Source organism: Microbispora sp. CSR-4, assembly GCF_008033685.1.
Lineage (GTDB): Bacteria > Actinomycetota > Actinomycetes > Streptosporangiales > Streptosporangiaceae > Microbispora.
Genome location: NZ_VJVX01000014.1, coordinates 109,747 through 136,656 on the forward strand (window position 1 = coordinate 109,747; position 26,910 = coordinate 136,656).

The following is a 26,910-nucleotide window of genomic DNA, read 5'->3' on the forward strand; positions in this document are numbered from 1 at the left end:
CGTCGCCCGCCGGATCCTTGAACCGCACTCATCCACGGCGCTCTTCGAGGGAAGGTCATGTCCGCCACCACCCCCACCGTCAAACCCGCCGCTCTCTCGACCGCGCTCGTCGCAGGGGTGGGCGTGCTGCTCGCCATGGACGTCGCCGGCGCGGTCATCTCCCTGTCCGCGGGCCTCAGCCCGACCCTGCTCGACGCCCTCGGGCCACAGGCCCGGCTGTCGGCGCCGATCCCGATGATGATCGCGCAGGTCCTGCTCGTCGCCGGCGCGACCCGGCGTCGCCGCGGCATCGCCGTTCCCGCCTCGGCCCTCCTCGCCCTCGCCGGAATGCTCGCCTTCGTGTCCGGCTTCTACGACGGCGGCTACGCCGCCGACCTCACGACCGGTCAGCGGGTCTTCCAGATCGCCCTCGTCACGGCCCACCTCGGAGTCGGGGTCCTCGCGGCGTTCCACCTCGTACGGCTGCCGCGCCGCTGACGCCCGGCGTCAGATGCGCCGCAGGAGCAGGGTGACGAAACCGAGGCTCCCTCGATAGCCGCCGAGCCACATGTCGCGATGCTCCCGCATCACGGCGAGGGCCTGCTCACCATCGGGCCCCGGGTTGTCCGCGGCCCAGCGCGCCAGCGTGCCGGTCCACGACCACTCGTACTCGTCCCATTCCGCCAGGTCGCTCACGTGGGCGTATACGGTCAGCCATCCCTTGGACTCGGCGCGCTCCACCGTGCCCGCGAGGTCCGGATATTCGCCGATCGCCTCGGCGACCTCGGGAGCGGGAGGGCGTTCCCAGTAGCCCTCCCCCACGAGTGCGAGGCCGCCGGGCCGTACGAACCGGGCGAGCGCCTCCATCGTCTCCGTCAGCCCGCCGAAGGCGTGCGTCGAGCCCACAATGACAGGGCGGGGTGGCGGCTCAGCCGGTCCAGGAGCTGTTGAGGAAGGACATCAGCATCGGCACCATGAGCGGCCCGATCACCGCGGCGTACACGATGATCACGGATCGCTGTCGGGCGCCCGCCCTGCCGATCAGCACCCACAACGGCCACCACAGCAGCGCCGACCTGGGGATCGACATGTAGAACGTGGAGGTCACCAGCGCGCCCAGCTGCAGCCCGACGTAGACGAACTCGGCCCAGCGGCGGGTGACCAGCAGCCAGACGAGCAGCAGCACCCCCACGATGGCCGCCGCGATCTCCAGCCGGAACATCGGCCCGAACCCCTCGTCACCGCCGGTCGAGTCCCACGTGGTGCGGAACGCCTCCCAGGGCCAGACGGGTTTGCGTCCCCACCCGGTCAGCTGCGCGTTGTTCCAGGCCAGCCAGTCCCCCGTACGGGAGTACTGGTAGGCGGCGTACGCGAGGATCGGCGCGAACGGCAGCGCCAGCCAGGCCCCCCGCCACCAGCCCGCCCAGCCGTCCCTCCTGATGCGGCTCACCACGAACTCGACGATCAGCGCGACGGCCAGGAACAGGCCGGTGATCCGTACGCAGGACGCCCCGGCGGCCAGGGCACAGGCCAGCGGCCAGGCGCGGCGGCGGGCCGCCAGCCAGGCGGGCAGCGCGAAGGCGAGGAAGAGCGCCTCGGAATAGCCTGCGAACAGGAAGACGGCGGGGGGACACAGCAGCAGCGCCAGTACGGCCCAGCGCCCCGCACCCGCGGGCCCCTCCAGGTCGGCGAGCCTGGCCAGCGCCACGACGGCCACCGCACCGGCGACGAAGGAGATGATCAGCCCGGCCAGCGTCCAGTCGTCCACCACCAGGTGCACCAGCCGCAGCGCCAGCGGCAGGCCGGGGAAGAACGCCGGCAGCCCCGGGTCGGGCTCCAGGTTGGGGTCGCCGTCGTAGCCGAACTGCGCGATCTTCCGGAACAGGTCGACGTCCCAGAACTTCCACCGCTCCAGCAGCGGGGCGTGGTTCTGACCGGAGACGATCAGCACGCCGTAGAGCGCCACGAGGAGCATGCCCGCCCTGGTGCCCACCCACAGCAGCAGGGCGTCGCGGACGGTGGCGCTGCGCCACAGCGGTTCGGCGGCGGTCTCGCCACCGGGGAGACCCGTCTGCCCCGGAGCCTCCTCGTCCGGCCCGGGTCGCTCCCCGCGTTCGGGGTCGTGCTCAGCTTCCTGGACGAAAGCCGTCACGTGCCGTCTCCTCTCGCGCCCGCCGGTCATCGCCGCGCGGTGCCCCACCGCTTCGGAGCACGGTGCCTTACCGCCCCGAAGCGGGCCCGCCTCCCGGACCGCTGTCACTCCCTCTGGGCCGTACGCGGCGGGCGGTCGCGCCCATGATCGGCAATGATGTCAATCACGCGCGGCGCCGCGCCAGAGCGGGCTCCGGAGCCGTCCGCGCGAGCCGCGATGACCTCGGGTTTCACCCGTGACGAGCCGGAGCGACCGGCGCCCCGGATGAAAGTTGCAGCGCCCGGTGAAGCGAGCGCCCGCTGAACGGCATCCCGGCTGGGAGACAGCCCGGCGGAGGAGACGGCGCGGCTGAGGAGACAGCCCGGCGGAGGAGACGGCGCGGCTGAGGAGGCGGGAGCGATGGCCTACCGCGACGGCCGTTCCACGACCGGGGGTTCGGGCAGGACGAGCGCCGAATGGACCGGATTCCCCTCCGAGGGCGGCATCTCGCTGAGATTGCGCAGCCTCTCGTCGCGCCGCCTCAGGTCCTCGGCGGTGGTCGGCATGAGGGTGATGCGGCCCTCACCGACCAGGTCCTGGTTCGCGGTGACGAAACCACGGGTGTCGCGCTCGTAGGCGGCGAAGCCCTCCACGTAGTCCCCATGCGCGAGGGAGGCCGCGAGCATGTAGGCGCCGACGAGGGCGAGGCTGGTGCCCTGCCCGGTGAGGAACGACGGCGCGAACGCGGAGTCGCCGACCAGCGCGACACGGCCACTGGACCAGCGGGGCGCGCGGATCTGGGCGACCGCGTCGAAGAACAGGTCGTCCGCCTCCCGCAGCGCGGCCAGCATGTCCGGCACCACCCAGCCGACACCGGCGAAGATCTCGCTGATCAGATCGCGCTGGGCCTGCAGGTTGCCGAAGGCGTGGAACGGCGTCTCGGGATAGGCGAAGGTCAGGAGGGCGTTCACCTCGTCACCGGTCGCGTAGAAGGCCGCGGCCCTGCCCGGGTCGTTCCACATCGCGACCTCGTTCTTGAGACCGAGGAGGTTGGGCATGGAGAGGATGCCGAAGGAGTAGCCGAGGTAGCGGTGGAACGGCTCCTCCGGTCCGAACACCAGCTCCCGGGTGTGCGAGTGCATGCCGTCCGCGGCGATCACCAGGTCGAAGGTGCGGCTGCCGCCCCCCTTGAAGGTGACGTCGACCCCGTGGCCGGACTGGTCCAGGCTGACGATGGAGTCGTTGAACAGGAACTCCACGTCGTCACGGACCGACCCGTACAGCGCATCGGTCAGGTCGCCGCGCCGCACCTCCAGGTCCCGCCCCGCGACGCCGCCGGTGACGCTCTGCGGGCGCAGGGTCGCCACCACGTCGCCTTCTCCCTCGTAGAAGGTCATCCGCTCCATCTCGATGTGCGCCTCCCGCAGCCGGGGCAGCAGGCCCATGCGCTCGACGACGCCCAAGGCGGTGCCGCGGATGTCGATGGGGTAGCCGCCGCTGCGCGGCGCGGGCGCCCTCTCGACGACGGTGACCTCGTAGCCGTAGCGGTTGAGCCAGTACGCCACGGTAGGACCCGCGATGCTGGCTCCGGAGACCAGGACGGTGCGCGCGGGCGTGACACGGCCGTGGTTCGGCTGGTCGGTGAGGGTCATGCCTTGACTCCTTCGTGCATGGTACGGACGACGAGCAGGCACAGCGCCGCGGTTATGCCTGCGATGACGAAGCCGGTGACGAAGCCGGACTCGGCCGGTACGCCGGAGCCGGCGACGGTATTGGCGGTGAGGAGCGCGCCGCCGAGCATGGCGCCGACGGCCGAGCCCAGGGCGCGGGTCACCAGGAGCACGCTGGTAGCGATGCCGGTGTCGCCTTCGTCGACATAGGAGGCGACGCCGGTCATCATGGCCGTGACACACAGCCCGTTGGCGAGCGCGATCAGTGCCTTGCCGACCACGATGTGCCAGATCTCGCCGTGCACGGCGCTCAGGCCGAGCAGGGCGAAAGCCATCATGACGGTCGAGATGATGGTCATCGTGCGCGGGCCGAAGCGCCGCTCCCCGATCCCGCCGATCGGCCCGGCCAGCGTCGCGGCCACCGCGCCGGGCAGGAGGACGAGGCCGATGGTGGTGGGAGACGCCCCGAAGCCGTAACCGTCGCCGGACACGTCGAGCAGCTGCGGCACGAGGTAGGCCCCGTTCGCGGTGCCGAGGCAGATCACGAACGTCACCACGCACGACTTCCAGACCATGGGGCGTGCCAGCATCCGCAGGTCGATCATGGGCGCGACGGCGCGGCGTTCCACGGCGACCCACCCGGCCGCGAAGGCGACCAGCACGACGACGAGCGCACCGAAGACGACCGGCGCCGAGCCCGCCTGGGGCGCCAGCACCAGCACGAGGATGAGGGTGGCGAGAGTGCCGCTCAGCAGCAGCAGGCCGGGCCAGTCGATGCCCGAGCCGTGCGAGCCGCTTGGCTCGTCGCCGGGCATCAGCTTGCCGACCAGCAGGGTGAATACGATGATCGCGAAGGTCGGCAACGCGAACATCCAGTGCCGGGAGAGCGACTCGGCCACGGGGCCGGCGGCCAGCAGCCCTACCATCGAGCCGCCCACGAACATCCCGCTGACCAGCCCGATGGCGGCCTTGGCCGCGCCCGTCGGCAGGTTCTTGCGGACCACGATGAACGTCAGGGGCAACGAGCCCAGCATCACCCCCTGCAGGAGCTGACCGACCAGCAGCACCGGCAGGTTGGGCGCGAGCGCGGAGGTCAGGCCTCCCACCGAGACCACGGCCATGAGCCGGATCAGCATCCGCTTGCCGCCGTAGCGGTCGCCCAACGTGCCGGCGATCGGAGTGATGAGCGCACCCGTGATGAGGATCATGATGTTGAGCAGCGCCCCTTGGGCCGGGCTCATGTTCAGCTCGCGTTGCAGGAGCGGCAGCGTCGGCGACACGACCGACTCCAGTGAGCCGACGGAGATGGCCAGCAGTCCAAGTGCCGCCACGGCGGCCCTGCTCATGCGGACCGGCGAGGCGGAGGGGGGTGTGGTCATTGGCATCCTTTTTCTTGCTGCCGGATTTCTTGCTGCCGGGCGAGTTGAATGCCGGTCGTGCGCGGGACGCCGTTGTCTTCGCGCACGACCGGCCGTGTGGAGGCGTCACCGGCCGCCGGGGAGGCGGCCGGTCCGGTCGCGGCCGGAGCCGGGGAGGCGGCCGGTCCGGTCGCGGCCGGAGCCGGGGAGGCGGCCGGTCCGGTCGCGGCCGGAGCCAAGTGGGAATCGGATCGGGTGGTGAGATCACCGAGGCCGCTCACAGCGAGGACGACGAGCGCCGCCACCGCGACCGCGAGGCCCTCGTTCACCTGGCACAGCGCCGCGCCGGCGGCCGCGCCGAGGATGATCCACATGACGGCGGCGGCCCGCCGCAGTGCACCCTGGGAGCGGGCCGCGCCCAGCCGGGAGTCCGCCGCGAGCCCGGTGAGGGTGGAGGTGACCACCACGGTGGTGACGTCCTTCACCGCCAGATGGCGGGCCGTCGCCGCCTGCATCCCCATGGCCAGGGCGAGCGCCGCCGCCATCGCCGGGCGCAGGCCGGGCGCGGCATCCGCCCCGACGGCGACCAGGACGAGGGCCACCGCCACCAGGACCAGCGCGACACCGGTCAGCAGCCCCGTGCACCGGGCGCTCCAGCCCGGGGCGGCGGTGCGCAGCACCCGCCCGGCCAGCGCCGCGCCGGCGAGAAAGCACACGAGGGCCACGGCGGGGCCGAGCACCGGCAGGTCCGTCACGCCCGTGGCGGCCATCCCGAGGATGACGACGTTGCCGGTCATGTTGCCCGCGAACACCCTGTCGAGGCGCAGATATCCGACGGCGTCGACGACGCCCGTCGCGAAGGTGAGCGCGAGCATCAGGCCGGGAAGGGACACCCGTCGCAGCACCGTCCCGGCCCCGGCCGCACGGCCCGTCATCGGCCCACCGCGTATCCCTGGGCGCCGCGCGGGTTGGCCGCCGCCCCCAGGACGCCGCTGTCCGGATCACGGGTGACGACCGACAGCCGGCCCTGGCTCCATGGCCCGGAGACGGTCACGTCGTGGCCCCGCCGGCGCAGCTCGTCGATGACCGCCGGGTCCGCTCGTTCCTCGATCACCAGCCCGCCCGGTGTCCATGTCCGCGGCCAGAACGAGCTCGGCACCGCCGTGGTGTGGAACGCGGGTGCGTCGATCGCCTGCTGCGGGTCGAAGCCCAGAGCGAGGGTGCGCACCAGGTACAGCAGCTGCCACTGGTCCTGCTGGTCGCCGCCGGGGGTGCCCAGCGCGGCCACGGGAACGCCGTCGCGCAGCAGCAGGGTGGGCGTCAGCGTCGTCCGCGGGCGCCTGCCCGGTTCCAGGCGGGAGGGCGCGGCAGGGTCGAGCCAGGTCATCTGCAGCCGCGTGCCCAGCGCGAAACCGAGCTCGGGCACGGCCGGGGAGGACTGGAGCCAGCCTCCGGACGGCGTGGCGGAGATGATGTTGCCCCAGCGGTCGACGACATCGATATGACAGGTGTCGCCCCGGGTCTGCCCGGTCTGCTGCACGGTGGGTTCGCCCACGCCATCGGCCTGCACGGCGTTCCGGCGCGTCTCCAGGGGCGGTGTGTACGGTTTGAAGCCGATGTCGCCGGGCCTGAACTCGGTGGAGGCGGCCGGGCCGATCAGTGCGGCGCGCTCCTCGCTGTACTGCGGGGACAGCAGCCGGCGCACCACCTCCTCGGCGTCCGCCGGGTCCAGGTGCCCGTAGTACGCCTCCCGGTCGGCCATGGCCAGCTTCAGGGCTTCGATGATGGTGTGGACGCCCTCGGCGGTCGACGGATCGATTCGCGAGTCATCGAAGTGGTCGAGCAGGGTGAGGGCCTGCAGCAGCACGGGGCCCTGGGACCACAGGCCCGCCTTCGCCACCGTGATCCCCCGGAAGCGCGCGGTGACGGCGGGTTCGAGACGGGGCTCGAAGTCGGTGAAGTCGGCGGCGGTGATCACTCCGGCGTGGACGGTGCCCGACGAGTGCCGGTGCGGCACGGCGGCGGCCTCCTCCACGGCGGTGGCCACGAACCCGGTCCGCCAGGCGCGTCGCGCGGCCTCTATCCGTGCCCTCCGCGTCATGCCGGTGCCCTCGGCGACCAGCCGGCGCAGGGTGCGGCCGTAGACGGGGTTGACGAGGTTGTCGTACGGCTGCGGGACACGGCCCTCGGGCATCCACAGCGCGTACGACGTCGGCCAGTGGGTGCGGAAGAGGTCCTCGACCGTGGCCAGGACGCGGGCAAGCTGGGGCACGACGGGCACGCCGCGTTCGGCGTACTCGATCGCGTAGGCCAGGACGTCGGCGAGCTCCCAGGTGCCGTGCTCGGCGAGCAGCCAGAGCCAGGAGTCGACGGCGCCGGGAACGGCGGCGGCCAGGGCGCCCGCGCCCGGGACGTGGTCGAGCCCTTCGGCGCGGAAGTGCTCGATCGTGGCGGCGCGCGGGGCGTGGCCCTGTCCGGCCAGCACGCGCGGGGTGGGGTCCTCCGCGGTGGCCAGCACGGCGACGAGGTCACCGCCGGGTCCGTTCAGGTGGGGTTCGGCCACGTGGAGCACGAAGGCGCCCGCGGTGGCCGCGTCGAAGGCGTTGCCGCCCCGTTCGAGTACGGCCTGGGCCGTCGCGGACGCCAGCCAGTGGGTCGAGGCGGACATGCCGAAGGATCCGCGCAGCGTGGGGCGAGTCTGGTGAGGGAGATCGGTCTGCGCGCGGTGTTGACCGGCCATGGGTCACCTTCCGTTCGGGGCACGCGGTGGATCGGGGGACGCGCCGGCCCGGCCCCCGTGGCGACGTGGACGCGCGGGGGCTCGGGTCATGTGGTGGCGCGGGGTGGTCACATGAGGGCCGGGGCCCATGTGCCGGTCAGGGGGCCCGGGTCAGGAGGCCTGGGTCAGGGGGCCTGGGTCAGGGGGCCCGGGTCAGGGGGCCCGGGTCAGGGGGCCCGGGTCAGGGGGCCCGGGTCAGGGGGCGGGGCCAGGATGCGGGCCGGGGCGCCGGACCAGGGCACCGGTGTGCCGCAGGCCCGGGACGCCGCCGGCTCAGGACGCGTGGTGGGCGGCGTGGTGGGCGGCCAGGACGTCGCCGCCGAAGTCGGTCTCCGGATCCCGCCACACGGCGTGGGCGTGGTTGGCGCCGCGGTGGACCTTGGTCCACTCGACGAGCAGCCGCGGGCCGTGCAGGCGGTAGTAGTGCGGCTCGCCCGGCTCCGTCGAGCCGGCCCAGGCGAAGTGGACGGCGTCCAGCTGCGCCGGGTCGTCGTAGCGCGACAGCGGGGAGATGCCGTCCTGCACCCGGCCGAGGTAGGTGCCGAGCAGGGCGCGCAGCAGCTCACGCTGCCCGGCGTCGAGCTCGGCGGCGGGCACCCCCTTGAGCGGCGGAGTGAGGGACACCGCTCGCCGCTCCGCGTCGTCCAGGAACGTGTGCGGCTGGTCGGGGCGGTCCGGCACGTTCTGGTCGGGCTGCCACAGCTCACGGCGCGTGATCACCCGGTCGTCGACCCGGGGGCTGTTGCCCGCCACGACGTCGTACGGCGGCCGCGGCAGCAGGATGGCGCGCTCGGCCGCCTCCGGCCGCAGGGAGCGGACCAGTTCGCGGGCCAGGTCCTCGGGTGCTCCCAGCGGGCGCAGGGCCGCGCCGCCGAGCAGGGGTGACGCGGCCGGGTCCGCGCCCATGAACATGGGCGTGGTGGCGGTGACCCGCCCGGCGAGCACGAGGAAGTTGAGCGAGACGTGGTGGCCGCCGAACCGCCAGCCCCACGGCTCCGTCCCGCCGGGCTCCCCGAAGACCCGCAGGTAGTACATGTTCGGGTCGCGGGACCGCTCCCTGCCCCAGTACACCGAGAAGTCCTCGACGCGGTCGAGCACGTTCTCCAGGCCGATGACGGTGGCGACCGTGTTGTACCCGGCTTCGGACAGTCCGCTCGCGACCAGCCGCATCACCATCCGGTGCTGGGCGGGACGCTGCCGGGAGAACGTCAGGCCACCGTGGTCGGTGGGCGTGTAGTACCACGTGGTGCGTTCGGCCTCGGCCGCCTCCCCCGCGCCCGGCGCCGGTCCGACCGCCAGCCGGCGCTGCTCCGCGTCCAGGGAGTCGAGCCACTCCCGGGCCGCCTTGGCCATCAGGTCCGCGACCTCGCGCGCTGCGTCTGTCATGCCTTGATCCCCTCCTGCTTGCGTACGTGTGGGGGGTGTGGTGGCGGTGGTCATGTCGCGTCCACTCCCAGGAACTCGCGCACCCACAGCGCGATCCTGTCGGCGAACTCCTGCGCGATCGCGTGGCGTCCACCCTCGATGGCCTTCAACTGGGCGTTCGGAATCTGCTGCTCCATGAGGACCGCACCGGCGTACGGCGCCAGCCGGTCCTCCGTGCCGTGCACGATGAGGGTGGGCACCGAGATCTCCGCCAGCCGGTCCCGGACCTCGTGCTGCCTGATGACATGCTCACGGCGGGAGTTCTTGTCGGGGCTGCGCTTGGTGAGCACATTGACCCGGCCACCCTGCGCGGGCCGGCCCTCGGGGGTGAAGAAGAACTCGACCGCCGAGCGCTGCCGTTCCTCGTGGGTCATGGACAACAGCTCGTCGATCGCCGCGCCTTCGAAGAAGTAGCTCGGTGAGGTGGCGACCAGGATGAGGGAGGCGACCCGCTCGGGATGCCGCAGAGCGACGTGCTGGGCCACAGCGCCGCCGAAGGACGTGCCCAGCAGGTGCGCGGAGGGGAGGTCCAGCGCGTCCAGCAGGTGAACGAGGTCGTCGGCGAGGTCGGACATCGTGTAGAGAACCGGCGGGTTGACGGTCACTCCCGAGTCACGCTGGTCGTACGAGATGACCCGGATCCCCGGGCCGAGATGGGCACGCAGTGCCGTGAACTGGGTGCGGTCGCTCTCTCCGCCGTGCACGAGCACGAGCGGCACGCCGGACCCGCTGTCGATGATCCCGACCTCGAGGTCACCCGCCCGTACGATCGACGTGGCCGGGTCGGCGGGTGCGGTCGTGTCATCGGGCATCGTCACTGCGGACCTCCTGGTGGATGGCGTCGGTGGCACAAGTCGAACATTTGTCTGATATGCAACAGAAATCTGGCGTCGAGCCAGGAAAGGACCCCGTTTTCACCCCCGGGGCGGGTGCAACGGCTGGAAAGGAGTCTGGGCCGACGGCCACGCGTCCGGCGTCACACCTGAGAGCCAAGCCGAAGGTGATACCGCGGTAGGGGGTGTCGCGGGTGTGCCGGAGCGCCGGCGCGGCGCCGGACGCCACAAGCGAGACAGGCGGGCAGGCGGGCAGGCGAGAAGAACGGGACAGCCGGGCAGGCGAGACAGGAAGGGCGGAATCAGGGGTGGTCAGCCCGCGCGCCCACCCACGCAGGGCCACCTCAGGCAGCCACGCGGGACGGCCGCCATCCGGCGCCGTCGTGGATATATGGGTCCGGGGACGACCTCGCGGGCACGTGGGCCTTGCGGGCACATGGGTCCAGGGACGGCCTCGCGGGCACGTGAGTCCGGGGACGGCCTCGCGGGCGCCACCGCCGTAGGGGATGGCGGTGCGGCCGTGTCACTCGCCGGGAGCCACCAGTCCCGACTCGTAGGCGAAGACCACCGCCTGGGCGCGGTCGCGCAGGTCGAGCTTGGTCAGCACGCGGCTCACGTGCGTCTTGACCGTCTGCTCGGCCAGCACCAGAGCCCGGGCGATCTCCTGGTTCGAATAACCGCGCGCCACCAGGGTCAGCACCTCGGTCTCGCGTTCGGTCAGCTCTTTCAGCCGCAGCGCGGGCTTGCCGCGGGCCGCGGGACGCTGCTTGACGAAGTCCGCGATGAGACGGCGCGTCACGGACGGCGCGAGCAGTGCGTCGCCTCTGGCGACGATGCGGACCGCCGCGACGAGGTCGTCCGGCGGCGCGTCCTTCAGCAGGAAGCCGCTCGCGCCCGCCCGCAGCGCCTCGTACACGTAGTCGTCGACGTCGAACGTGGTCAGCATCAGCACACGCGGCCGGTGGGTCACCCCCGGCGGGGGCGAGAGGAGCCTGCGGGTGGCCTCCAGGCCGTCCATGACGGGCATGCGCACATCCATCAGCACCACGTCAGGACGGGTCTGCCGGCTCACTTCGACGCCCTGTGCGCCGTCGGACGCCTCGCCCACCACGTCGATGTCGCTCTGGGCGGCCAGCAGTGCCGCGAAGCCGGCCCGCACCATGGCCTGGTCGTCGACGACGACGACTCGTATCGTCACGTGAAGTCCTCTTCGTTCAAGGGGAGCCGGGCGGCCACTCGGAAGCCTCCGTCCGGCAGTGGTCCGGCATCGAGGGTGCCGCCGACGAGCCGCACCCGCTCGCGCATGCCGACCAGTCCGTGTCCGGTGCCGCTCGGCTCCAGCGGTACGGCGCGCGGCTCAGGCGACGGTCCGTTGACGATCAGGACGGCCAGCCGCCTGCCGTCCTCGCCTTCGGCCGGCTCCGACACCGACAGGGACACCTGCGTGTGCGCTCCGGGTGCGTGCCGCACGACGTTCGCGAGGGCTTCCTGGACGATCCGGTACGCGGACAGGCCCACCGACTCGGGGACCTTCACGTCGCAGGCGGTGAACTCCACCGGCACGTGCGCCCGCGAGGTCGCGTCCACCAGCTGGTCGATCTGGGCCAGGCCCGGCTGGGGCGAGAGTTCGTCCTGCGTCTCCTCGTTGCGCAGAACGCCGAGGAGGCGCCGCATCTCGCCGAGCGAGTTGCGCGCGGTCGAGGCGATGTTCGCGAACTCCTTCCGCACGTCCGGCGGCAGCCGGTCGAGGCGATATTCGGCGCTGTCCGCCTGCACCGTGATGACCGACATGTGGTGCGCCACCACGTCGTGCAGTTCGCGGGCGATCCGGGCCCGCTCCTCCAGCAGCGTCCGCCGCGCGCGCTCGGCCTCGCTGATCGTCTCCTGCTCGACCAGCCTGCGCTGCACCTCGGCCCGTTCCCGCAGCGCGACGGCGACCAGCAGGGCGAGGCCGCCGAGGGCGGTGAACGACAGGTCCACGGCGCCGGCGCCGTGCGGTGCGAAGAACATCAGCGTCACGTTCGCGGCCGCCGTGGCCAGCCACACCAGCAGCAGCGTCCGGCGCCGCTCGCTCAGACCCAGAGCGAGACAGAGTCCGACATATCCGACGATCACCACGGACGGGAACGGCCACAGCAGCCGTTCCGGGAAATCGACGGTGAGCAGGGCGAGCGCCCCGGCCACGTCGGCCGTGAAGATCACATACCAGGCTCGCAGCGGCCGTACGACGGCCAGCAGCAGCGGCGCGACCTGTGCGATGGCCAGCGCGGTCCCGGCGACGGCGATCAGTCCGTAGTACTTGGTGAGGAGGATGCTCGTCGCCGGAAGCAGGCAGACGCACAACACGGTCGCCACAACCCCAGGCAGCAGCCGAACCCACGGGCGGGACGACCCCGCCAACAGCGCGTGCGGGCCTCCCTCCTTCACTGAGGTCATGGAGACAGCCTAGGGGCTTAACACGAGGTCAGGACACATGTGAAAGCGGGACAGACCCGGCGTCGCCCCCCTGCCGGCGGGCGTGGCGGCGGCGCGCGGGGGTTCGCCGGCGGCGCCGGACAGGACCCGATGCGGCGCCGTGATGACGAACGCCTGCGCGCGAGAGATCGTCGTCATACCGTGTGGACGGCCACCGGCAGATACACCTTGATCCGTACCACGCAAAGTCGGGACAATTTCCCCGATATTCCCATCAAATCGCATCCATCCCTTTCACCGCCGCCCGTACGGCGACGCATGGCATGCCGCCGTTCCATATCACCGCGACCCACGAGTGAGCGGAGGACGGCGGCGACCGCAGGGCCGGCCAACCCGACTGCCCGCACGACAGAAAGGATCGTGATGAGTCACTCAGCACAACGCCTGGGCGTGGTCGCCGAATCGGCGCCGGGCGAGACCCGGGTGGCGGCCACCCCGGCCACCGTCCCGCAGTTGGTCTCGCTCGGCTACGAGGTGATCGTCGAATCGGGAGCAGGCAGACGGTCGGGCTTCACCGACGACGCGTACACCGAAGCCGGGGCGCGGATCGCCGGCCGTGAGGAGACGTGGGACGCCGACATCGTGCTCAAGGTGAACGCGCCGACGGCGGACGAGATCACGGCCCTGCACGACGGAGCCACGCTCGTCTCCCTGATCGGCCCGGCGGCCAACCCCGATCTGGTGGACGCGCTCGCGCGACGGCCGATCACCGTGCTCGCGATGGACGCCGTGCCGCGCGTCTCCCGCGCGCAGGCGCTCGACGTGCTGAGCTCGATGGCGAACATCGCCGGTTATCGCGCCGTCATCGAGGCGGCGCACGCGTTCGGGCGGCTCTTCACCGGCCAGGTGACCGCGGCGGGGAAGGTCCCCCCGGCCAAGGTCCTGGTGGCGGGCGCGGGCGTGGCGGGGCTGGCGGCCATCGCCACGGCGGCCAGCCTCGGCGCGATCGTGCGGGCGACCGACCCCCGTCCCGAGGTGGCCGAGCAGGTGCGGTCGCTGGGCGCGGAGTTCCTGGACGTCGGGGTCGTCCAGGCGGCGAGCACGGACGGGTACGCCCGGGAGACCTCGCGCGACTACGACCGCCGCGCCGCCGAGATGTACGCCGAGCAGGCCGCCGACGTGGACATCGTCGTCACCACCGCCCTGATCCCCGGGCGTCCCGCTCCCCGGCTGTTCACCGCCGAGCACGTGGCGCGCATGCGCCCGGGCAGCGTCATCGTCGACATGGCCGCCGCGCAGGGCGGGAACGTCGAGGGCACCCGGCCCGGGGAGGCGGTCGTCACCGAGAACGGCGTGACCATCATCGGCTACACCGACCTCGCGGGACGGCTGCCGGCGCAGGCGTCACAGCTCTACGGCACCAACCTCGTCAACCTGATGAAGCTGCTCACCCCCGGCGCGGACGGCCGGCTCGTCCTGGACTTCGACGACGTCGTGCAGCGCGCTATGACCGTCGTCCGCGACGGCGAGAAGACCTGGCCGCCACCGCCCGTTCCGGTGAGCGCGGCACCCACGACCCCCTCCCCCACGGCCCCCGCGACCGACGCCTCCGCCCCGGGGCGGGGAACGGTGCGGGAAGCGGCCGCGGCTCCCGCCGGGCGACCGCCGTCGCCGCCCGGACGGCGACGCCATCTGGTCACCGCCGCCGTCGCCGTCGCGCTGTTCCTGCTGACCGCCTTCTCGCCGAACGCGCTGATCGAGCACCTCACCGTCTTCGTGCTGTCGATCGTGATCGGCTACTACGTGATCGGCAACGTCCACCACGCGCTGCACACGCCGCTGATGTCGATCACCAACGCCATCTCCGGGATCATCGTGGTCGGCGCGCTGCTCCAGATCGGCCAGGGCCACGCGGTCGTCGCCGTCCTGTCGTTCGTCGCCATCCTGCTGGCGAGCATCAACATCGTCGGCGGCTTCGCCGTGACCCGGCGCATGCTCGGCATGTTCACGAGGAGCTGACCGTGACCCTCTCCACGGCCGCGCAGGCCGCCTACATCGTCGCCGCCCTGCTGTTCATCCTCAGCCTCGCCGGGCTGTCCAAGCACGAGACCGCGCGCTCCGGGGTCGTGTCGGGCATCTCCGGCATGGTCATCGCGCTCGCCGCGACCGTCGTCCTCGCCGCGGACGGCTCCGCGGCCCTCGCGGTGGTCCTGCTCCTGGTCGCGATGGCGATCGGCGCCGCCATCGGGCTCTGGCGGGCCCGCATCGTCGAGATGACCGCGATGCCGGAGCTGATCGCCATCCTGCACAGCTTCGTCGGTCTCGCCGCCGTGCTCGTCGGCTGGAACGGCTTCCTTGAGGTCGAGAACGGAGGCGGGGCGCGGGCCGAGCTGCCCGGCTCGCTGCTGGGCGTCCATCACGCCGAGGTGTCCATCGGCGTGTTCATCGGTGCGCTCACCTTCACCGGGTCGATCGTCGCGTTCCTCAAGCTGTCGGCCCGGATCGACTCCCGCCCGATGATGCTGCCGGGCAAGAACTCCCTGAACCTGGGCGCGCTCGGGGCGTTCGCGGTGCTGACCGTGCTCTTCGTGGCCTCCCCGAACCTCGGGCTGCTCGTCGCCCTGACCGTCGTGGCGCTGCTGCTCGGCTGGCACCTGGTCGCCTCCATCGGCGGCGGCGACATGCCCGTCGTCGTCTCGATGCTCAACAGCTACTCCGGGTGGGCGGCCGCGGCGTCCGGGTTCCTGCTCGACAACAACCTGCTGATCGTCACCGGCGCGCTCGTCGGCTCGTCCGGTGCCTACCTGTCGTACGTGATGTGCCAGGCGATGAACCGGTCGTTCATCTCCGTGATCGCCGGGGGCTTCGGCATCGAGGCGGGCCCCGCGGGCGACCGTGACTACGGCGAGCACCGGGAGATCACCGCCGTCGAGACCGCCGACCTGCTCAAGGACGCCAAGTCGGTCGTCATCACCCCCGGGTACGGCATGGCGGTCGCGCAGGCGCAGTATCCGGTCGCCGAGCTGACCCGCAGGCTGCGGGAGCGCGGCGTCGAGGTGCGCTTCGGCATCCACCCGGTCGCCGGACGCCTGCCCGGTCACATGAACGTCCTGCTCGCCGAGGCCAAGGTGCCGTACGACATCGTCCTCGAAATGGACGAGATCAACGACGATTTCGCCACCACCTCGGTCGTCCTCGTCATCGGCGCCAACGACACCGTCAACCCCGGGGCCGTCGAGGACCCGGACAGCCCCATCGCCGGGATGCCCGTCCTGCGCGTGTGGGAGGCGGAGCACGTGATCGTCTTCAAACGGTCGATGGCCACGGGGTATGCCGGGGTGCAGAACCCCCTGTTCTTCCGGGACAACAGCAGGATGCTCTTCGGCGACGCCCGGCAGCGCGTCGAGGAGATCGTCTCCGCGCTCTGACCCGCGACCGCCGGACCTGCGATCGTTCCTGACCAGCGATCGTTCCTGACCAGCGATCGTTCCTGACCAGCGATCGTTCTGACCTGCGGCCGTCCGACGCGGACCGCCTTCGGGCGGACGACGATCCGGGCCGGGAGGGCGATGCCTCCCGGCCCCGGTCACCCGTGCTCGATCTTCGTCAGCCCGAAGCCGAGCTGGCTGTAGAGCTCCAGCTGGTCGAAGTATTCGCGGTGCGTGACGATCTTATCGTCGTGGACGAAGGTCGAACAGGTGGCGCGGATGGTGATGTGACGGCCTGTTCCCCTTATCTCGCGTCCGTCCGGCAACATAAGAGGACCTTCATGGGTGCCGGTATAGGTCCATTCCGTGACGGCGGGGTTCTCACAGTCGCCGAGCTCGAACCAGGCCGTCGCGCGGAAGTCCGGAAAGGCCCTGAAGAACTGCTCGTACATCCAGGCGATCTGGTCGTGGCCCTCCGCCACGCCTGACGGCGTGACATACACGGCGCCGGGGCTGTAGCAGGCGAGTATTCCCCGGATGTCGTGCATGTTGATCGCGTCGGTCAACCAGTGCTTGAGGTCCCAGAAAGTAGCCATAGGGCACCCTCGATGCGTCGAAATCTCGGGTTCTTAATTTACGCAAAGAGTGGTTTTCTCCTGGTTCCCATAGGGCCTTGCCTTGGCAAAGACGGCTCACCCGCACAGATGCACAAGAGCTGTTGCACAACGACTCTTGTGCGACTAGGGTGAGCGGGTGAGTGATCGCCCCACGCGTGACGTACGCGACTCGAAGGTGCTGGCCGCGATGTCCCACCCGCTGCGCCGGCGGCTGCTCGACATCCTGCGGGTGGATGGGCCCTCGACGGCGTCGGTGCTGGCCGACAGGACCGGGCAGGCCGTCGGCAACATCAGCCATCACCTCAAGGTCCTCGCCGCGAGCGAGCTCGTCGAGGAGGTGCCCGAGCTCGCGCGTGACCGGCGGGAACGCTGGGGGCGCAGGTCAGCCGACGTCATCAGCTGGTCGATGTCGGACTTCCCCGACGATCCCGTGGCCGCGGCGGCCGAATCGCTCGTGCTTGAGCGGCAGACCGCGCTCGCCCGGCAGTGGTTCGCCGAGCGCGACGGCCACCCGGAGGCGTGGCGGCGAGCGGCGTTCACCACCGACCACTGGGCGAGGCTGTCCGTCGCCGAGCTCGCCGAGCTGGAGGAGAAGATCCTCGCCCTGTTCACCTCGCTGGCGGACCGGGAGGTCCCCGACGACGGGGAGGAACGCAAGCTGGTCTTCCTCACCGCCCGCGCCGTACCAGGCCGGCCGTGAACACCACACCGCCCGTACCCACCACACCGCCCGTACCCACCACACCGCCCGTGCCCACCACACCGCCCGTACCCACCACACCGCCCGAACCCACCGCGACCGCGACCGCGACGCCGCCCGAATCCACCACGCCGCCCGTGACCACGACGCCGGCCGTACGCGGCGGCCTGCTGGGCACGCGCGACTTCCGGCTGCTCTGGATCGGCGAGACGACGAGCACGCTCGGCGGTTCCGTCGGCGGCGTGGCGCTTCCGCTGGTCGCCGTGGTGACCCTGCACGCGAGCCCCCTGGCGGTCGGGCTGCTGACCGCGGCCGCCTGGCTGCCGTGGCTGCTGGTCGGGCTGCCCGCGGGCGCATGGGTCGACCGGATGCCGAAACGGCCGGTGATGCTGGTGTGCAACACCGTGTCGATGGTGGCGTTCGCGGGCGTGCCGATCGCGGCCTGGCTCGGCGCGCTGACCACGACCCACCTGCTCGTGGCGGCGACGACGGCCGGCGCGGCGAAGGTGTTCTTCACCCTCGCCTACCGGGCCTACCTGCCCGCCCTGGTCGAGCGTGACCGGCTGCTGGAGGCGAACGCCATGCTCCAGGGCAGCGAGTCGGCCGCGCAGATCGCCGGTCCCGGGCTGGCCGGGCTGCTCGCGCAGTGGTTCGGCGCCGTCAGCGGCGTGCTGGCCGACGCGGTCAGCTTCGCGATCGCCGTCCTGTGCCTGCGTTCGGTGCGCACACGCGAGGCTCGCCGGGAGACCGGCGCGCGACGGCGGCTGCGCACGGAGATCGGCGACGGGCTGCGGTTCGTCGTGCACGATCCATACCTGCGTACGCTCACCGCCTTCGGCGCGACGTCCAACATCGCGTTGATGGGCTACGCGTCGATCCAGGTCGTGTTCCTCACCCGGGATCTCGGTGCGGGAGCGGCACAGGTGGGCGTGGTGCTGGCGGTGGCGGGCTCGGGCGGCCTGTTCGGCGCCGCGCTGTCCGGCCGGGTGGCCACGCGGTTCGGACCGGCGCGGGGATTCCTGATGTGCGAGGCGCTCGCCGCGCCGATGGCTCTGCTGGGGCCGATCGGCACCGGCGGCGCGGGACTGGCGCTCTTCGCCGCCGCGGGCTTCGGCACCGGTCTGGGCGTCGTGGCCTCGAACATCCTGACGAGCACCTTCCGCCAGCGTTACTGCCCGGCCGGCATGTTCGGGCGGATCACCGCGAGCACCTCGGCCCTGAACTACGGCGCGATCCCCCTCGGCGGGCTGCTCGGCGGCCTGCTCGGCGAGGCGATCGGCGTACGCGAGACCATGATCTCTATGGCCGTCGTCCAGCTCCTGTCGGTCGCGATCCTGTTGCTCAGCCCGCTCCGTCCGCTGCGCGACTTCCCCGCCCGGCGCCGTCGTGCGGAACCGGTCCTGCGCCCTGCCCTGCGCCCAGCCCTGCGCACTGGTCGGGCCGATCGTGATATCCCGTGCGAATGATCAGACGAGGGACGGCGCTGCGCGCCCTGGGCGCGTTGCTCGACAGGTCGCTCCTACAGATCGCGGAGGCCTCGGCGGACGCGCGGACGTACGACCGGCGAACCGTCAACGAGGTCGCGGACGTCTGGGACAACAACACCTTCCCCCTGTTCCACGCCGCGACCGCCCGCACGTCCATCGGGCGGGAACGGCGTGCCCGCGCGGCCCTCAGCTGGATGGCCGATTTCGGGCCGGAGCGGCGGAGCTGGATGGTCGAGCAGGCCGCGGCGGCGGGGCACCCACTGGAGCGATCACTGCCGCCGCCCATAGCGAGGCCCCGGCGCACCAGAGACTTCCGAGGGCACGTGACTCCCTCGGCCAGGCCGCTGACAGCCGAGGCCGCGCTCGAACTCGCGACCGGCTACGACGTCGCCGCCGGGGAGGTCCGCTCCCTGCTGATCGAACGTGCCGGCGAGCGACTGACCGGGTCACTCGTCCTGATCGTGCCGCGCCGCTACGACGCCGGCCCGCAGGCGGGAGACCTGCCCGAGCTGCACCTGTGGCTGGAGGATGTCACCGGCGTGCACTTCGACTCCGACGACCGGAGAGGAGCCACGCTGCCCTGCCGGGCGCCTCAATGCGCGTGGGAGCGACGCCCGGCGTTGATGCCGGCTTCAGACGTCACTGCCCGCTGCGCAGCGTGAGCAGGTAGGTCGCGGTGAGTGCGACGGCCCGGTCGTCGTCGTGCGACAGCTCGGCCAGGGCGCGTGAGGTGATGTCGCCAGGGATGTCGGCGAGCGCCTGGGTCAGCCGCCGGCGTCCGGACGGTTCGACGCCGCCCTGGGCGAGGCGGCCGACGAGCCCGGTGGCGATCCGATCCGTCAGCGCGGGATCGGCCGCCAGCGCGCCCAGCGCGTCGGCCGCGTCGACGTCGTTCACCCCCTCGACGATCATGTCGATGAGCGTCGGCACCGCTTCGGCCACCCCGCGTGCCCCGAGCGCCAGAGCCACACGCCTGCGGACCTCGGCGTCGGAGTTCGTGAGAGCGTCCTGCAGCAGCGCGGTCGCCGCCTCTCCCGTGATCTCGGCGAGGGACTGGACGGCGCGCCTCCGCACCTCGGCGGCCGGTGAGCCGAGGCCCTCCGCGAGCGGCGCCACCGCGTCATCGCCCGATCGCGCCAGGGCCCAGCGCAGGGCACCGGCGACGTTCGGGTCCGTCTCGCTCAACGCCGCCTCGGCCAGCGCCTCCACGGGCGCCGAAGCCTCTTCGGCCGTGGCCAGGGCCGCCTGCTGGCGCTTGCCTGCGCTCTCCGACCCCAGGGCCTGGAGGAGCGCCACGATCCGGAGCACGTCCTCCCAACCGGCGGGCTCGGCGGCGCCGATCCGGCGCAGCCGCGTGAGCAGCTCCGTCTCGGCCGCGATGCGTTCGCGCGTACGGCGGATGAGGTCGTCGACGAGTTCCGAGGGCGTGAATCGGGGATCGTCCAGCGCGCGCCCGACCTCACGCAGCGACAGCCCCAACGACCGCAGGCTCTCGATGTGGAAGATCCGCGCGATGTCGTCGCTGGAATACTCCCGATAGCCGGCCTCGTTCCGGCCCGTCGGCCGCACCAGGCCGAGCGACTCGTAATGCCGGAGCATCCGGGCGCTGACCCCCGACCGCCGTGCCACCTCGCCGATCAACACCGCATGTCACTCCTCCTGCCCTGCCGCGCCGAGGACCGCGACGCGCTTCGCCTCCTCGATCGCGAACTCGAATCCCGCGTCCGGATCGCGCAGCAGCCGTTCCGTGGCGATCGCGTGCCGGCGTACGCGCTCGTCGCGGCTCGTCATCGCCTCGCGCAGGATCGGCTTGATCACCTCGCCGAGCCCGGCCAGGGCACGGCTCAGGCTCAGCTGCGTCTCGCGTTCGCCGCGTCCGAGCTGTGTCGCCAGCACCCCGGCCAGTTCGGATTCTTCACCATCGGGCACGAGCACGACCGCCGCCCGCCAGGCGCTCCGCGCCACCTCGTCGTCGGTGTCGGTCAGGAGCGCCCGTGTGATCGCCGGCCATGCGCTCTGGTCCCCGATCTTCGAGAGCGTGTGCAACGCCTGGCTGCGCGCCTGCGCGCGCTCCGAGCGCAGCTCGTCCACGAGCTTCGGCACCGTCACCGATGACGGATGGCGGGTGAGCGCCCACGTGAGCATGTCGCGCACGTAGAAATCGGGCTCGACCGCGCAGCGCTCGATGAGCTTGCCGACCAGCCTCTGGTCCGGGGCCGTGCCGACCGCCAGCACCGCCTTCAGCCGCACCGACGAGTCGCCGTCCTCAAGCGCGTGCAGAACGCGCACCGTGTTCGTGTCGCCTTCCTGCGTGGTCATCGCGACCACCTCCTCGGCCACAGTGAAGAGCTTGTCACTGTGTCAAGGTCAAGCGGAGTCAAGGTCAAGCGCAGCCCGCCCGTGGCCGTACGGTCAACCGGCGCAGTGGTTGTCGGTGAGGGACGTGGTCGCGTCGGGGTTGCCGAGGGACGCCGCCGTGTTCCAGTCGGCGCAGGCGGCGCCGGTGTCGCCGAGCCGCGACTCGGCCACCCCGCGCTGATAGTAGGCGTCGGCATATTCGGGCATGAGTCCGATCGCCGCGTTCAAATCGGATATCGCCTCCTGCGGCTTGTCCAGCCCGATCCCGGCCACTCCCCGGGAGTAGTAGGCCTCCGCCTGCTGCGGGTCATAGGTGAGGGCCGTGGAAAGGTCGGCGTACGCGCCCGAGTAGTCCCGCAGCGCGATCTTGGTCTTGCCGCGCTCGCTGTAGGCGACCGCGAAGGTCGGAAGCCGCGACACCTCATAGTCGAGCTCCTGGAGTGCCCCGGTGTAGTCGCCGTTGTAATACCTGATCAGGCCGAGATAGTGGTGCGCCAGGACGAAGTCCGGGTCGAGTTTCACCGTGCGTTCCAGATCCGATGTGGCGCCCGTGTAGTCTCCGCCGCGGAATCTGGCGATGCCCCGGCTGTTGTACGCCAACGCGATGCCCGGCTCTTTGGCGATGGCGTCGCTCATGATGGTTTCCGTGTTCTTCCAGGCCGTGTTCCTGATGACGGTCAGCGTGGCGAACAGGATCGCGAACACCGCCGTCACCCCGATCGCACCGGCCCGCAGCACGCGATAACGCCCCCGGAGCACCGCGTCCACGAGATATCCGAAGACGAGGAAGAGACCGAGATAGGGCAGATACACATATCGGTTCGCGTGATATCCGTCGATGAGAAGCACGGCCTGGGTCGGCGCGATGGTGACCACGAAGAACCCGAGCCCGAAGACGAGGATTCTGCGCGCCGGCCTCACCAGCCACGCGGCGGCGATCCCGGCCGCGAGCACGAGCGGGAAAACGGAGAAATACCAGGGGAAGGGCGTGCGGGGGTATTCGTAGGCGAACGACAGGTGCACCGGATAGACCGACTGCACAAGGTGGTCGACCAGCGCCGAGCAGGTCAGGAGGATCCGGTCGACCACGGTGTATCCGCCCTGTGGAACCACGTCCTGCCGTACGTCCAGCCCGACGAGCACCGTGATCGCGGCGATGACGAAGAACGGGAGTTTCTCCAGGAACAGACGCCGGCTCGGCCCGCGGCCCAGCCAGAAGTCCACGAGGAACAACACCACGGGAAGCGCGACGGCGGTCGACTTGGACAGCGCGGCCAGCCCGAACAGCACCACCGACCAGACCAGCGGCCGCCATCGCCATGACTCGAGATAACGCACGTAGAGCGAGATCGCGGCCAGCGAGAAGAGCGTGGCCAGCAGATTGCTGCGGGCCGAGATCCAGGCGACCGTGTCGACGTTCACGGGATGGATCGCGAAGGCCACCGCGACGAAACAGGCCGGGAAAGCGCGCTCGGTGAGCCGCCGGAAGAGCAGGAACACCAGCACCACATTGGCCAGGTGCAATATCAGGTTCGTGAAGTGGTACATGCCGATCGCGCCATGGCCGAACATGTAGTCGATCGCGTACGACACGTACACCAGCGGCGTGTACATGAACTGCAGCGGCGTGGTGAACCAATAGCCGATGTTGGCCGCGCTGAACTCCCGGATGGAGACGTTGTCCACGACGCCTTCGGGATCGTCGAAATAGATGAAGCCGTTGCCGAGGCCGTTGGCGTGCACGGCGAACGTCCCCGCGACGATCAGGAACAGAATCTGCCACGGCAGGGAAGAGTTCCGCGCTCCGATCGCGCTCGCGGGTGCGGCCGCGTAACGAGGACCACGGCGAACGGCCGGGCGAGCGGGCGTCATCACACGCCTCCAGTGAGCGTCGTCGCTGACGGGCGTCCCGGTCCCGCCGGCGTTCCCACGCCGGCTTTCCGGGCGTCCGCGACGAGGCAGAAGGCGGGCGTTCCCGGAAATCGTGGACCGCCCCGGACTGTACGCCGCACTGATCTGACCCGGTACCGACGGCGGCCCGCGCCACCCGGCACAAGGGGCCTGACCAGGAAGATTGCCCAGGGCGGCAAGGCCGTCCGCTGAAACGATCAGAGCGGCGCCCTCGGTGCCCGGCTCAGTGCTCGCCCCTGTGCCCCGCTTCCGTGCCCCGGCCTCCGTGCCCCGCCTCCGTGCCCCGCCTCCGTGCTCGGCCTCCGTGCTCGGCCTCCGTGCTCGGCCCAGGGAAGCAGGCCGAAGCATCAGTGCCCCTGCCCGGGCCGCTCTCACCCGCCGGTGTATACAAGGCGAACATGACAGCGGATACCTTCACGGATTCGACGGCATTCCTCGCCTCCAAGGGCGCCGCCGGGCTCCCCCACCCCGGGGGCACGCTCCTGGAACACCTGCGGCGCGTCGCCGCCCGGCTCAAGGACTGGGGCGCGCCGGAAGAGGTCCAGCTCGCCGGCCTGCGCCACGCGGCCTACGGCACGGACGGCTTCGACCACCCGCTCCTCGACCTCGCCGATCGCGCCGCGCTGGCCGAGGTGGTCGGGGCCCCGGCCGAGGCGCTCGTATATCTCTACGCATCCTGCGACCGTGCGGCCACCTATCCCGCCCTGCGCTTCGCCGACCGCTTCACGGGCCGTACGGTCGACCCCTCCGACGCCGAGCTCCGGGCGTTCATGCTGATCACGGCCGCGAACGAGATCGACGTCGCCCGGCACAACACGGACATCCGCACCGAGCACGCAGCCGCGCTGCACGCGTTCTTCGCCCGCAACCGGGACCTGCTGCCACCGGTCGCCTGGGAGGCCGTCAAGGAGACCTTCGCCGTCCGCATCGCGAGCCTCGATCACCTGGTCCTGACCGTGGCCGACATCCCCCGCGCCATCGCCTTCTATCGCGACGCCCTCGGCATGGAGCCGGTGACCTTCGGCGACGGCCGCCACGCGCTCGTCTTCGGCTCCAGCAAGATCAACCTGCACCAGGCCGGGCACGAGATCCGGCCGCACGCCCTCCACCCCGTGCCGGGCAGCGCCGACCTCTGCCTGATCACCCACTCGCCCCTGGATCAGGTGGCCGCTCATCTGACCGCTTCGGGCGTACTCATCGAAGAAGGTCCGGTGCCCAGGACCGGCGCGCTCGGCCCGATCACCAGCCTGTACGTCCGCGACCCGGACCACAACCTCATCGAGATCTCCACCTACGACTGAGAAAGAGTCCTTGACGTCGGCTCCGGCACCCCGGCCCGCGAGATGGTGCAGGCGTCTTGTCCAGGAGACCGTACGGCAGGCCGTCGGCGCATTCGAGCGCACGCCCGGCCTGCCGTACGGGAAACGGCACAGCGCACGCCCGGCCTGCCGTACCGGAAACGGCGCCGCCCATGCTCGGGCCTCGACCGTTCACGACTTCAGCGTGAGCCTCTTCCTCGACGTGCCCGGGAAGACGACGATCAGGTGCTCTTCCTCCTCCGAATCGTCGACCCGCACGTAGACACGGAGCCGGTAGCGGCCCTTCCCGTTGATCGCCAGGTTCGGCATCGGGGCACCCGCGCCCACCTCTCCGCCCTCGCTTATGTCCGGCACGGTGAGCCTGCCGCTGCGGCTGACGATCGGCACCTCGTTGACCTGATCCCATCCGGCCGTCCGCCGCGGCGGCGGGGTGCGGAAGGCCTTCACCGTGAGGCAGACATCGGCCACATCCGCGACATGGCCGACGAGCACCGCGCTGCCGGCCACCCCGATGCCGGCGTCGTCGTCGAAGACCCTGTCCATCGCCTGCTCCGCCGTCTCCTCGGCCGCTTCGTCTTCGGGGTCGTAGACCAGATAGCCGGGATCGCCGTCGACGAACAGGAAGTAGTTGGCCGTGACCTGGACGACACCCTTCGTCCGGGGCCACGGGTCGCGGCACCTCGCGTTCTGCTCGGCGACGTAGGCGGCGTCCGCCTCCTGCATCTCCGTGGTCGACCGCAGCAGCTCCGGATGGGTCGCGCCGACGATCTCGGGACAGACGTAGACGAGGTCCCACGGGTCCGCGCCCCAGGCGGGCCGCGCGCTCCCGGCCCGGGTGAGAATCGCGTGCTCCTCGTCGCGGTCCTTCGCATGGCACAGCATCCGCCCGTACGCGAGGATCTCCTGGTCCGACACGCTGTCCGGGAACACGGGCGGCACTCCGCCCTCCCTGCTCCGCGCCCGGCACAGGAACGCGGCGTCCCGTTCCGAAGGTTTCAGATCGCCGAATGCGGGCCGGTCATAGCAGTCCACCGACCAGCCGGTGTAGGTGAGGTGCGGGGTCGCCTCCGGGTGGATCGCTGCGATGACCGGCAGTACGGCCACGGCCACCACCGCGACACGGATCACGCGCCGCCGCGCGGGCGGCAGGTCCGTCTGAGTGCCCTCGGCGGGCATTTCACGGGCGGTCGCCGCGATCCACACGCTGCTGATCAGCGCCGCCGCGTCCATGATGACCACCGCCGCCAGGCTGCCGCCGGAGATCCTCCCCAGGAGAACGTTGAGCGGGATCGCCAGCGCGCAGACCCCCACCGACAGCCATCCGGCGGCCTGCGTGCCGCGGCTCCACCGGCCGTCGCGCCACTGTCCGACGACCGTGATGGCGATCGCCGCCGCTCCGCCTGCCAGAAACGTCAGTTCGACGATGGTGCCCGATCCGAGCCGCGGGAGGTCGAGTTCGTCGAGCAGTTCGTCGGCCATCCCCACCAGCTCGACCGCGTACATCACCCCGGCCACCGCGCGCAGCATGCGGGACCGCCAGCGGATGACGAGCAGGTAGAGGACGTTGATCGCGGTCCACAACGCGAGCTGGAACGCCGCGTCGACCGCGCCGGGAAGCAGCGCGATCGAGTACCACGGCACGAGGGTGCACGCCACCGCCAGATAGAGCAGCCGGCGCAGTGCCTTCGCCTGACTATCCAGCGGTCCCGGCGCGGGGGCGCGCAGGATCAGCCACAGCAGCGCGGCCTTCACCAGAGCGGCCACGAGCAGCACCACGATCATCGGGGTGTCGAACCCGTCGCGTACGAAGAACTCCGCATAGGCCGGCGGCGTCCATTCGACGGCGGCCCAGAGCCAGGCGTCGCCGAGCACCAGCCCCGTCACCGCCGCCGCAAGAACCAGGCCGACTACGCAAATCCTGATAATTCGCGAAAAGCTATTCGGAGACACAAGATGCGATCTTAGTGTGGCATTGCCGTACGGCCGGACACAGCGAAACGACGAACGGTCCCGTCACGCCGATCGGACTCCACGACCGCAGATTTCGCTATCGATTTCTCCGGAAACCCGGGCGCGCACGAGCAATCGTCAAGACCTGTGGATCACGAGTTCCTAAGCAGCTGCTGGTGAGGGCTGATCGTCGGGGCGTTCGACGAGCTTGCCGTTGACGAAGGTTGCTCCGGCGCGGACCAGGGCGACGAGGTGGGGGGCGTTGACCGCGCGCCAGCGGGCCTGGGCTGACTCGATCAGCTTGAAGGCCATGGCCAGCCCGGCCGCCCGGGATCCGGGGCCTTTGGTGACTTTCGTGCGGTGCCGGACGGTGGCGAACGTCGACTCGATGGGGTTGGTCGTGCGCAGATGCACCCAGTGCTCGGCGGGGAAGTCGTAGAAGGCCAGCAGTTCGTCCACGTCGTCGACGACCTTGGCCACGGCCTTGCCGTACTTGGCCCCGTAAGCGGCCTGGAACGCCTTCACCGCCGCCAGGGCGTGGTCTTTGTCC

General features: G+C 71.1%; 23 protein-coding genes. 7 read left to right on the forward strand and 16 right to left on the reverse strand.

Annotated features, from left to right (window positions below):
- Positions 1 to 57: 57 nt before the first annotated feature.
- Positions 58 to 477, forward strand: a complete 420-nt coding sequence (locus FLV34_RS13560) for a hypothetical protein (RefSeq protein WP_147943247.1) — start codon at positions 58 to 60, stop codon at positions 475 to 477.
- 9 nt (positions 478 to 486) lie between these two features.
- On the opposite strand, the gene FLV34_RS13565 is transcribed toward FLV34_RS13560, so the two are convergent.
- From FLV34_RS13565 to FLV34_RS13610, 10 genes are all read right to left on the reverse strand, one after another.
- Positions 487 to 885 carry a hypothetical protein gene (locus FLV34_RS13565; protein WP_142645661.1) on the reverse strand — a complete coding sequence of 133 codons (399 nt, stop codon included), beginning with the start codon at positions 883 to 885 and terminating at the stop codon, positions 487 to 489.
- 22 nt (positions 886 to 907) lie between these two features.
- Positions 908 to 2,131, reverse strand: coding sequence for a hypothetical protein (locus tag FLV34_RS13570; protein ID WP_261985768.1), 1,224 nt, complete (start codon positions 2,129 to 2,131; stop codon positions 908 to 910).
- A 404-nt stretch (positions 2,132 to 2,535) separates the two neighbouring features.
- On the reverse strand, positions 2,536 to 3,762 hold the full coding sequence (locus FLV34_RS13575) for an FAD-dependent monooxygenase (RefSeq protein ID WP_142645662.1): 1,227 nt from the start codon (positions 3,760 to 3,762) through the stop codon (positions 2,536 to 2,538).
- Entirely contained in the window at positions 3,759 to 5,159 is a 1,401-nt protein-coding gene (locus FLV34_RS13580; protein ID WP_142645663.1) for an MFS transporter, read from the reverse strand. The genes FLV34_RS13575 and FLV34_RS13580 overlap by 4 nt, the downstream gene beginning before the upstream one ends.
- On the reverse strand, positions 5,156 to 6,073 hold the full coding sequence (locus FLV34_RS13585; RefSeq protein ID WP_147943248.1) for a YoaK family protein: 918 nt from the start codon (positions 6,071 to 6,073) through the stop codon (positions 5,156 to 5,158). The genes FLV34_RS13580 and FLV34_RS13585 overlap by 4 nt, the downstream gene beginning before the upstream one ends.
- Positions 6,070 to 7,878: a gamma-glutamyltransferase family protein gene (locus FLV34_RS13590; RefSeq protein WP_147943249.1), complete on the reverse strand. Its 1,809-nt coding sequence runs from the start codon at positions 7,876 to 7,878 to the stop codon at positions 6,070 to 6,072. The genes FLV34_RS13585 and FLV34_RS13590 overlap by 4 nt, the downstream gene beginning before the upstream one ends.
- Positions 7,879 to 8,190: 312 nt before the next feature.
- Positions 8,191 to 9,303, reverse strand: coding sequence for a DUF3500 domain-containing protein (locus FLV34_RS13595; protein ID WP_147943250.1), 1,113 nt, complete (start codon positions 9,301 to 9,303; stop codon positions 8,191 to 8,193).
- 50 nt (positions 9,304 to 9,353) lie between these two features.
- On the reverse strand, positions 9,354 to 10,154 hold the full coding sequence (locus tag FLV34_RS13600; protein ID WP_142645860.1) for an alpha/beta fold hydrolase: 801 nt from the start codon (positions 10,152 to 10,154) through the stop codon (positions 9,354 to 9,356).
- A 544-nt stretch (positions 10,155 to 10,698) separates the two neighbouring features.
- Complete coding sequence (locus FLV34_RS13605) at positions 10,699 to 11,373, reverse strand: response regulator transcription factor (RefSeq protein ID WP_142645667.1); 675 nt, start codon at positions 11,371 to 11,373, stop codon at positions 10,699 to 10,701.
- Positions 11,370 to 12,611: a sensor histidine kinase gene (locus FLV34_RS13610; RefSeq protein WP_142645668.1), complete on the reverse strand. Its 1,242-nt coding sequence runs from the start codon at positions 12,609 to 12,611 to the stop codon at positions 11,370 to 11,372. The genes FLV34_RS13605 and FLV34_RS13610 overlap by 4 nt, the downstream gene beginning before the upstream one ends.
- A 402-nt stretch (positions 12,612 to 13,013) precedes the next feature.
- On the opposite strand from FLV34_RS13610, the gene FLV34_RS13615 reads away from it, so the two are divergent.
- Together FLV34_RS13615 and pntB are read left to right on the forward strand one after the other, a co-directional pair.
- Positions 13,014 to 14,609 (forward strand): Re/Si-specific NAD(P)(+) transhydrogenase subunit alpha, encoded by a 1,596-nt coding sequence (locus tag FLV34_RS13615; RefSeq protein ID WP_147943251.1) that lies wholly within the window; start codon positions 13,014 to 13,016, stop codon positions 14,607 to 14,609.
- Positions 14,610 to 14,611: 2 nt separating this feature from the next.
- The gene (gene pntB / locus FLV34_RS13620; protein ID WP_147943252.1) at positions 14,612 to 16,018 is read left to right on the forward strand and encodes a Re/Si-specific NAD(P)(+) transhydrogenase subunit beta; all 1,407 of its coding nucleotides are present in this window, start codon (positions 14,612 to 14,614) and stop codon (positions 16,016 to 16,018) included.
- Between the two features lie 158 nt (positions 16,019 to 16,176).
- Here the strand turns inward: pntB and FLV34_RS13625 are convergent, their stop codons facing one another.
- Entirely contained in the window at positions 16,177 to 16,614 is a 438-nt protein-coding gene (locus tag FLV34_RS13625) for an ester cyclase (RefSeq protein ID WP_142645671.1), read from the reverse strand.
- A gap of 157 nt (positions 16,615 to 16,771) precedes the next feature.
- On the opposite strand from FLV34_RS13625, the gene FLV34_RS13630 reads away from it, so the two are divergent.
- Genes FLV34_RS13630 through FLV34_RS13645 form a run of 3 tightly spaced genes read left to right on the forward strand, consistent with a single transcriptional unit; the run spans position 16,772 to position 19,484 of the window.
- Positions 16,772 to 17,335 (forward strand): helix-turn-helix domain-containing protein, encoded by a 564-nt coding sequence (locus FLV34_RS13630; protein ID WP_222709496.1) that lies wholly within the window; start codon positions 16,772 to 16,774, stop codon positions 17,333 to 17,335.
- Entirely contained in the window at positions 17,332 to 18,801 is a 1,470-nt protein-coding gene (locus FLV34_RS13640; RefSeq protein WP_222709497.1) for an MFS transporter, read from the forward strand. Before FLV34_RS13630 ends, FLV34_RS13640 begins: the two co-directional genes overlap by 4 nt.
- On the forward strand, positions 18,798 to 19,484 hold the full coding sequence (locus tag FLV34_RS13645; protein WP_147943253.1) for a hypothetical protein: 687 nt from the start codon (positions 18,798 to 18,800) through the stop codon (positions 19,482 to 19,484). The genes FLV34_RS13640 and FLV34_RS13645 overlap by 4 nt, the downstream gene beginning before the upstream one ends.
- On the opposite strand, the gene FLV34_RS13650 is transcribed toward FLV34_RS13645, so the two are convergent.
- The 3 genes from FLV34_RS13650 to FLV34_RS13660 form a co-directional block, all read right to left on the reverse strand.
- Positions 19,462 to 20,466, reverse strand: coding sequence for a MerR family transcriptional regulator (locus FLV34_RS13650; protein WP_142645673.1), 1,005 nt, complete (start codon positions 20,464 to 20,466; stop codon positions 19,462 to 19,464). The genes FLV34_RS13645 and FLV34_RS13650 overlap by 23 nt on opposite strands.
- Before the next feature lie 6 nt (positions 20,467 to 20,472).
- Positions 20,473 to 21,141: a HEAT repeat domain-containing protein gene (locus FLV34_RS13655; RefSeq protein ID WP_142645674.1), complete on the reverse strand. Its 669-nt coding sequence runs from the start codon at positions 21,139 to 21,141 to the stop codon at positions 20,473 to 20,475.
- Between the two features lie 93 nt (positions 21,142 to 21,234).
- The gene (locus tag FLV34_RS13660; protein ID WP_187280629.1) at positions 21,235 to 23,052 is read right to left on the reverse strand and encodes a tetratricopeptide repeat protein; all 1,818 of its coding nucleotides are present in this window, start codon (positions 23,050 to 23,052) and stop codon (positions 21,235 to 21,237) included.
- Positions 23,053 to 23,489: 437 nt separating this feature from the next.
- On the opposite strand from FLV34_RS13660, the gene FLV34_RS42395 reads away from it, so the two are divergent.
- Complete coding sequence (locus tag FLV34_RS42395; protein WP_147943255.1) at positions 23,490 to 24,392, forward strand: VOC family protein; 903 nt, start codon at positions 23,490 to 23,492, stop codon at positions 24,390 to 24,392.
- Between the two features lie 189 nt (positions 24,393 to 24,581).
- Here the strand turns inward: FLV34_RS42395 and FLV34_RS13670 are convergent, their stop codons facing one another.
- Both FLV34_RS13670 and FLV34_RS13675 read right to left on the reverse strand, forming a co-directional pair.
- Positions 24,582 to 26,294, reverse strand: a complete 1,713-nt coding sequence (locus tag FLV34_RS13670) for a hypothetical protein (protein WP_147943256.1) — start codon at positions 26,292 to 26,294, stop codon at positions 24,582 to 24,584.
- Positions 26,295 to 26,522: 228 nt separating this feature from the next.
- Positions 26,523 to 26,910 (reverse strand): transposase (locus FLV34_RS13675; RefSeq protein WP_187280630.1); only part of this gene is annotated, 388 nt, incomplete at its 5' end.

Coding starts and splice junctions, on each gene's coding strand:
- FLV34_RS13560 (WP_147943247.1), top strand. CDS start 58: ATGTCCGCCACCACCCCCACCGTCAAACCCGCCGCTCTCTCGACCGCG.
- FLV34_RS13575 (WP_142645662.1), bottom strand. CDS start 3,762: ATGACCCTCACCGACCAGCCGAACCACGGCCGTGTCACGCCCGCGCGC.
- FLV34_RS13580 (WP_142645663.1), bottom strand. CDS start 5,159: ATGACCACACCCCCCTCCGCCTCGCCGGTCCGCATGAGCAGGGCCGCC.
- FLV34_RS13585 (WP_147943248.1), bottom strand. CDS start 6,073: ATGACGGGCCGTGCGGCCGGGGCCGGGACGGTGCTGCGACGGGTGTCC.
- FLV34_RS13590 (WP_147943249.1), bottom strand. CDS start 7,878: ATGGCCGGTCAACACCGCGCGCAGACCGATCTCCCTCACCAGACTCGC.
- FLV34_RS13595 (WP_147943250.1), bottom strand. CDS start 9,303: ATGACAGACGCAGCGCGCGAGGTCGCGGACCTGATGGCCAAGGCGGCC.
- FLV34_RS13600 (WP_142645860.1), bottom strand. CDS start 10,154: ATGCCCGATGACACGACCGCACCCGCCGACCCGGCCACGTCGATCGTA.
- FLV34_RS13610 (WP_142645668.1), bottom strand. CDS start 12,611: ATGACCTCAGTGAAGGAGGGAGGCCCGCACGCGCTGTTGGCGGGGTCG.
- FLV34_RS13615 (WP_147943251.1), top strand. CDS start 13,014: ATGAGTCACTCAGCACAACGCCTGGGCGTGGTCGCCGAATCGGCGCCG.
- FLV34_RS13625 (WP_142645671.1), bottom strand. CDS start 16,614: ATGGCTACTTTCTGGGACCTCAAGCACTGGTTGACCGACGCGATCAAC.
- FLV34_RS13645 (WP_147943253.1), top strand. CDS start 18,798: ATGATCAGACGAGGGACGGCGCTGCGCGCCCTGGGCGCGTTGCTCGAC.
- FLV34_RS13655 (WP_142645674.1), bottom strand. CDS start 21,141: ATGACCACGCAGGAAGGCGACACGAACACGGTGCGCGTTCTGCACGCG.
- FLV34_RS13660 (WP_187280629.1), bottom strand. CDS start 23,052: ATGACGCCCGCTCGCCCGGCCGTTCGCCGTGGTCCTCGTTACGCGGCC.
- FLV34_RS42395 (WP_147943255.1), top strand. CDS start 23,490: ATGACAGCGGATACCTTCACGGATTCGACGGCATTCCTCGCCTCCAAG.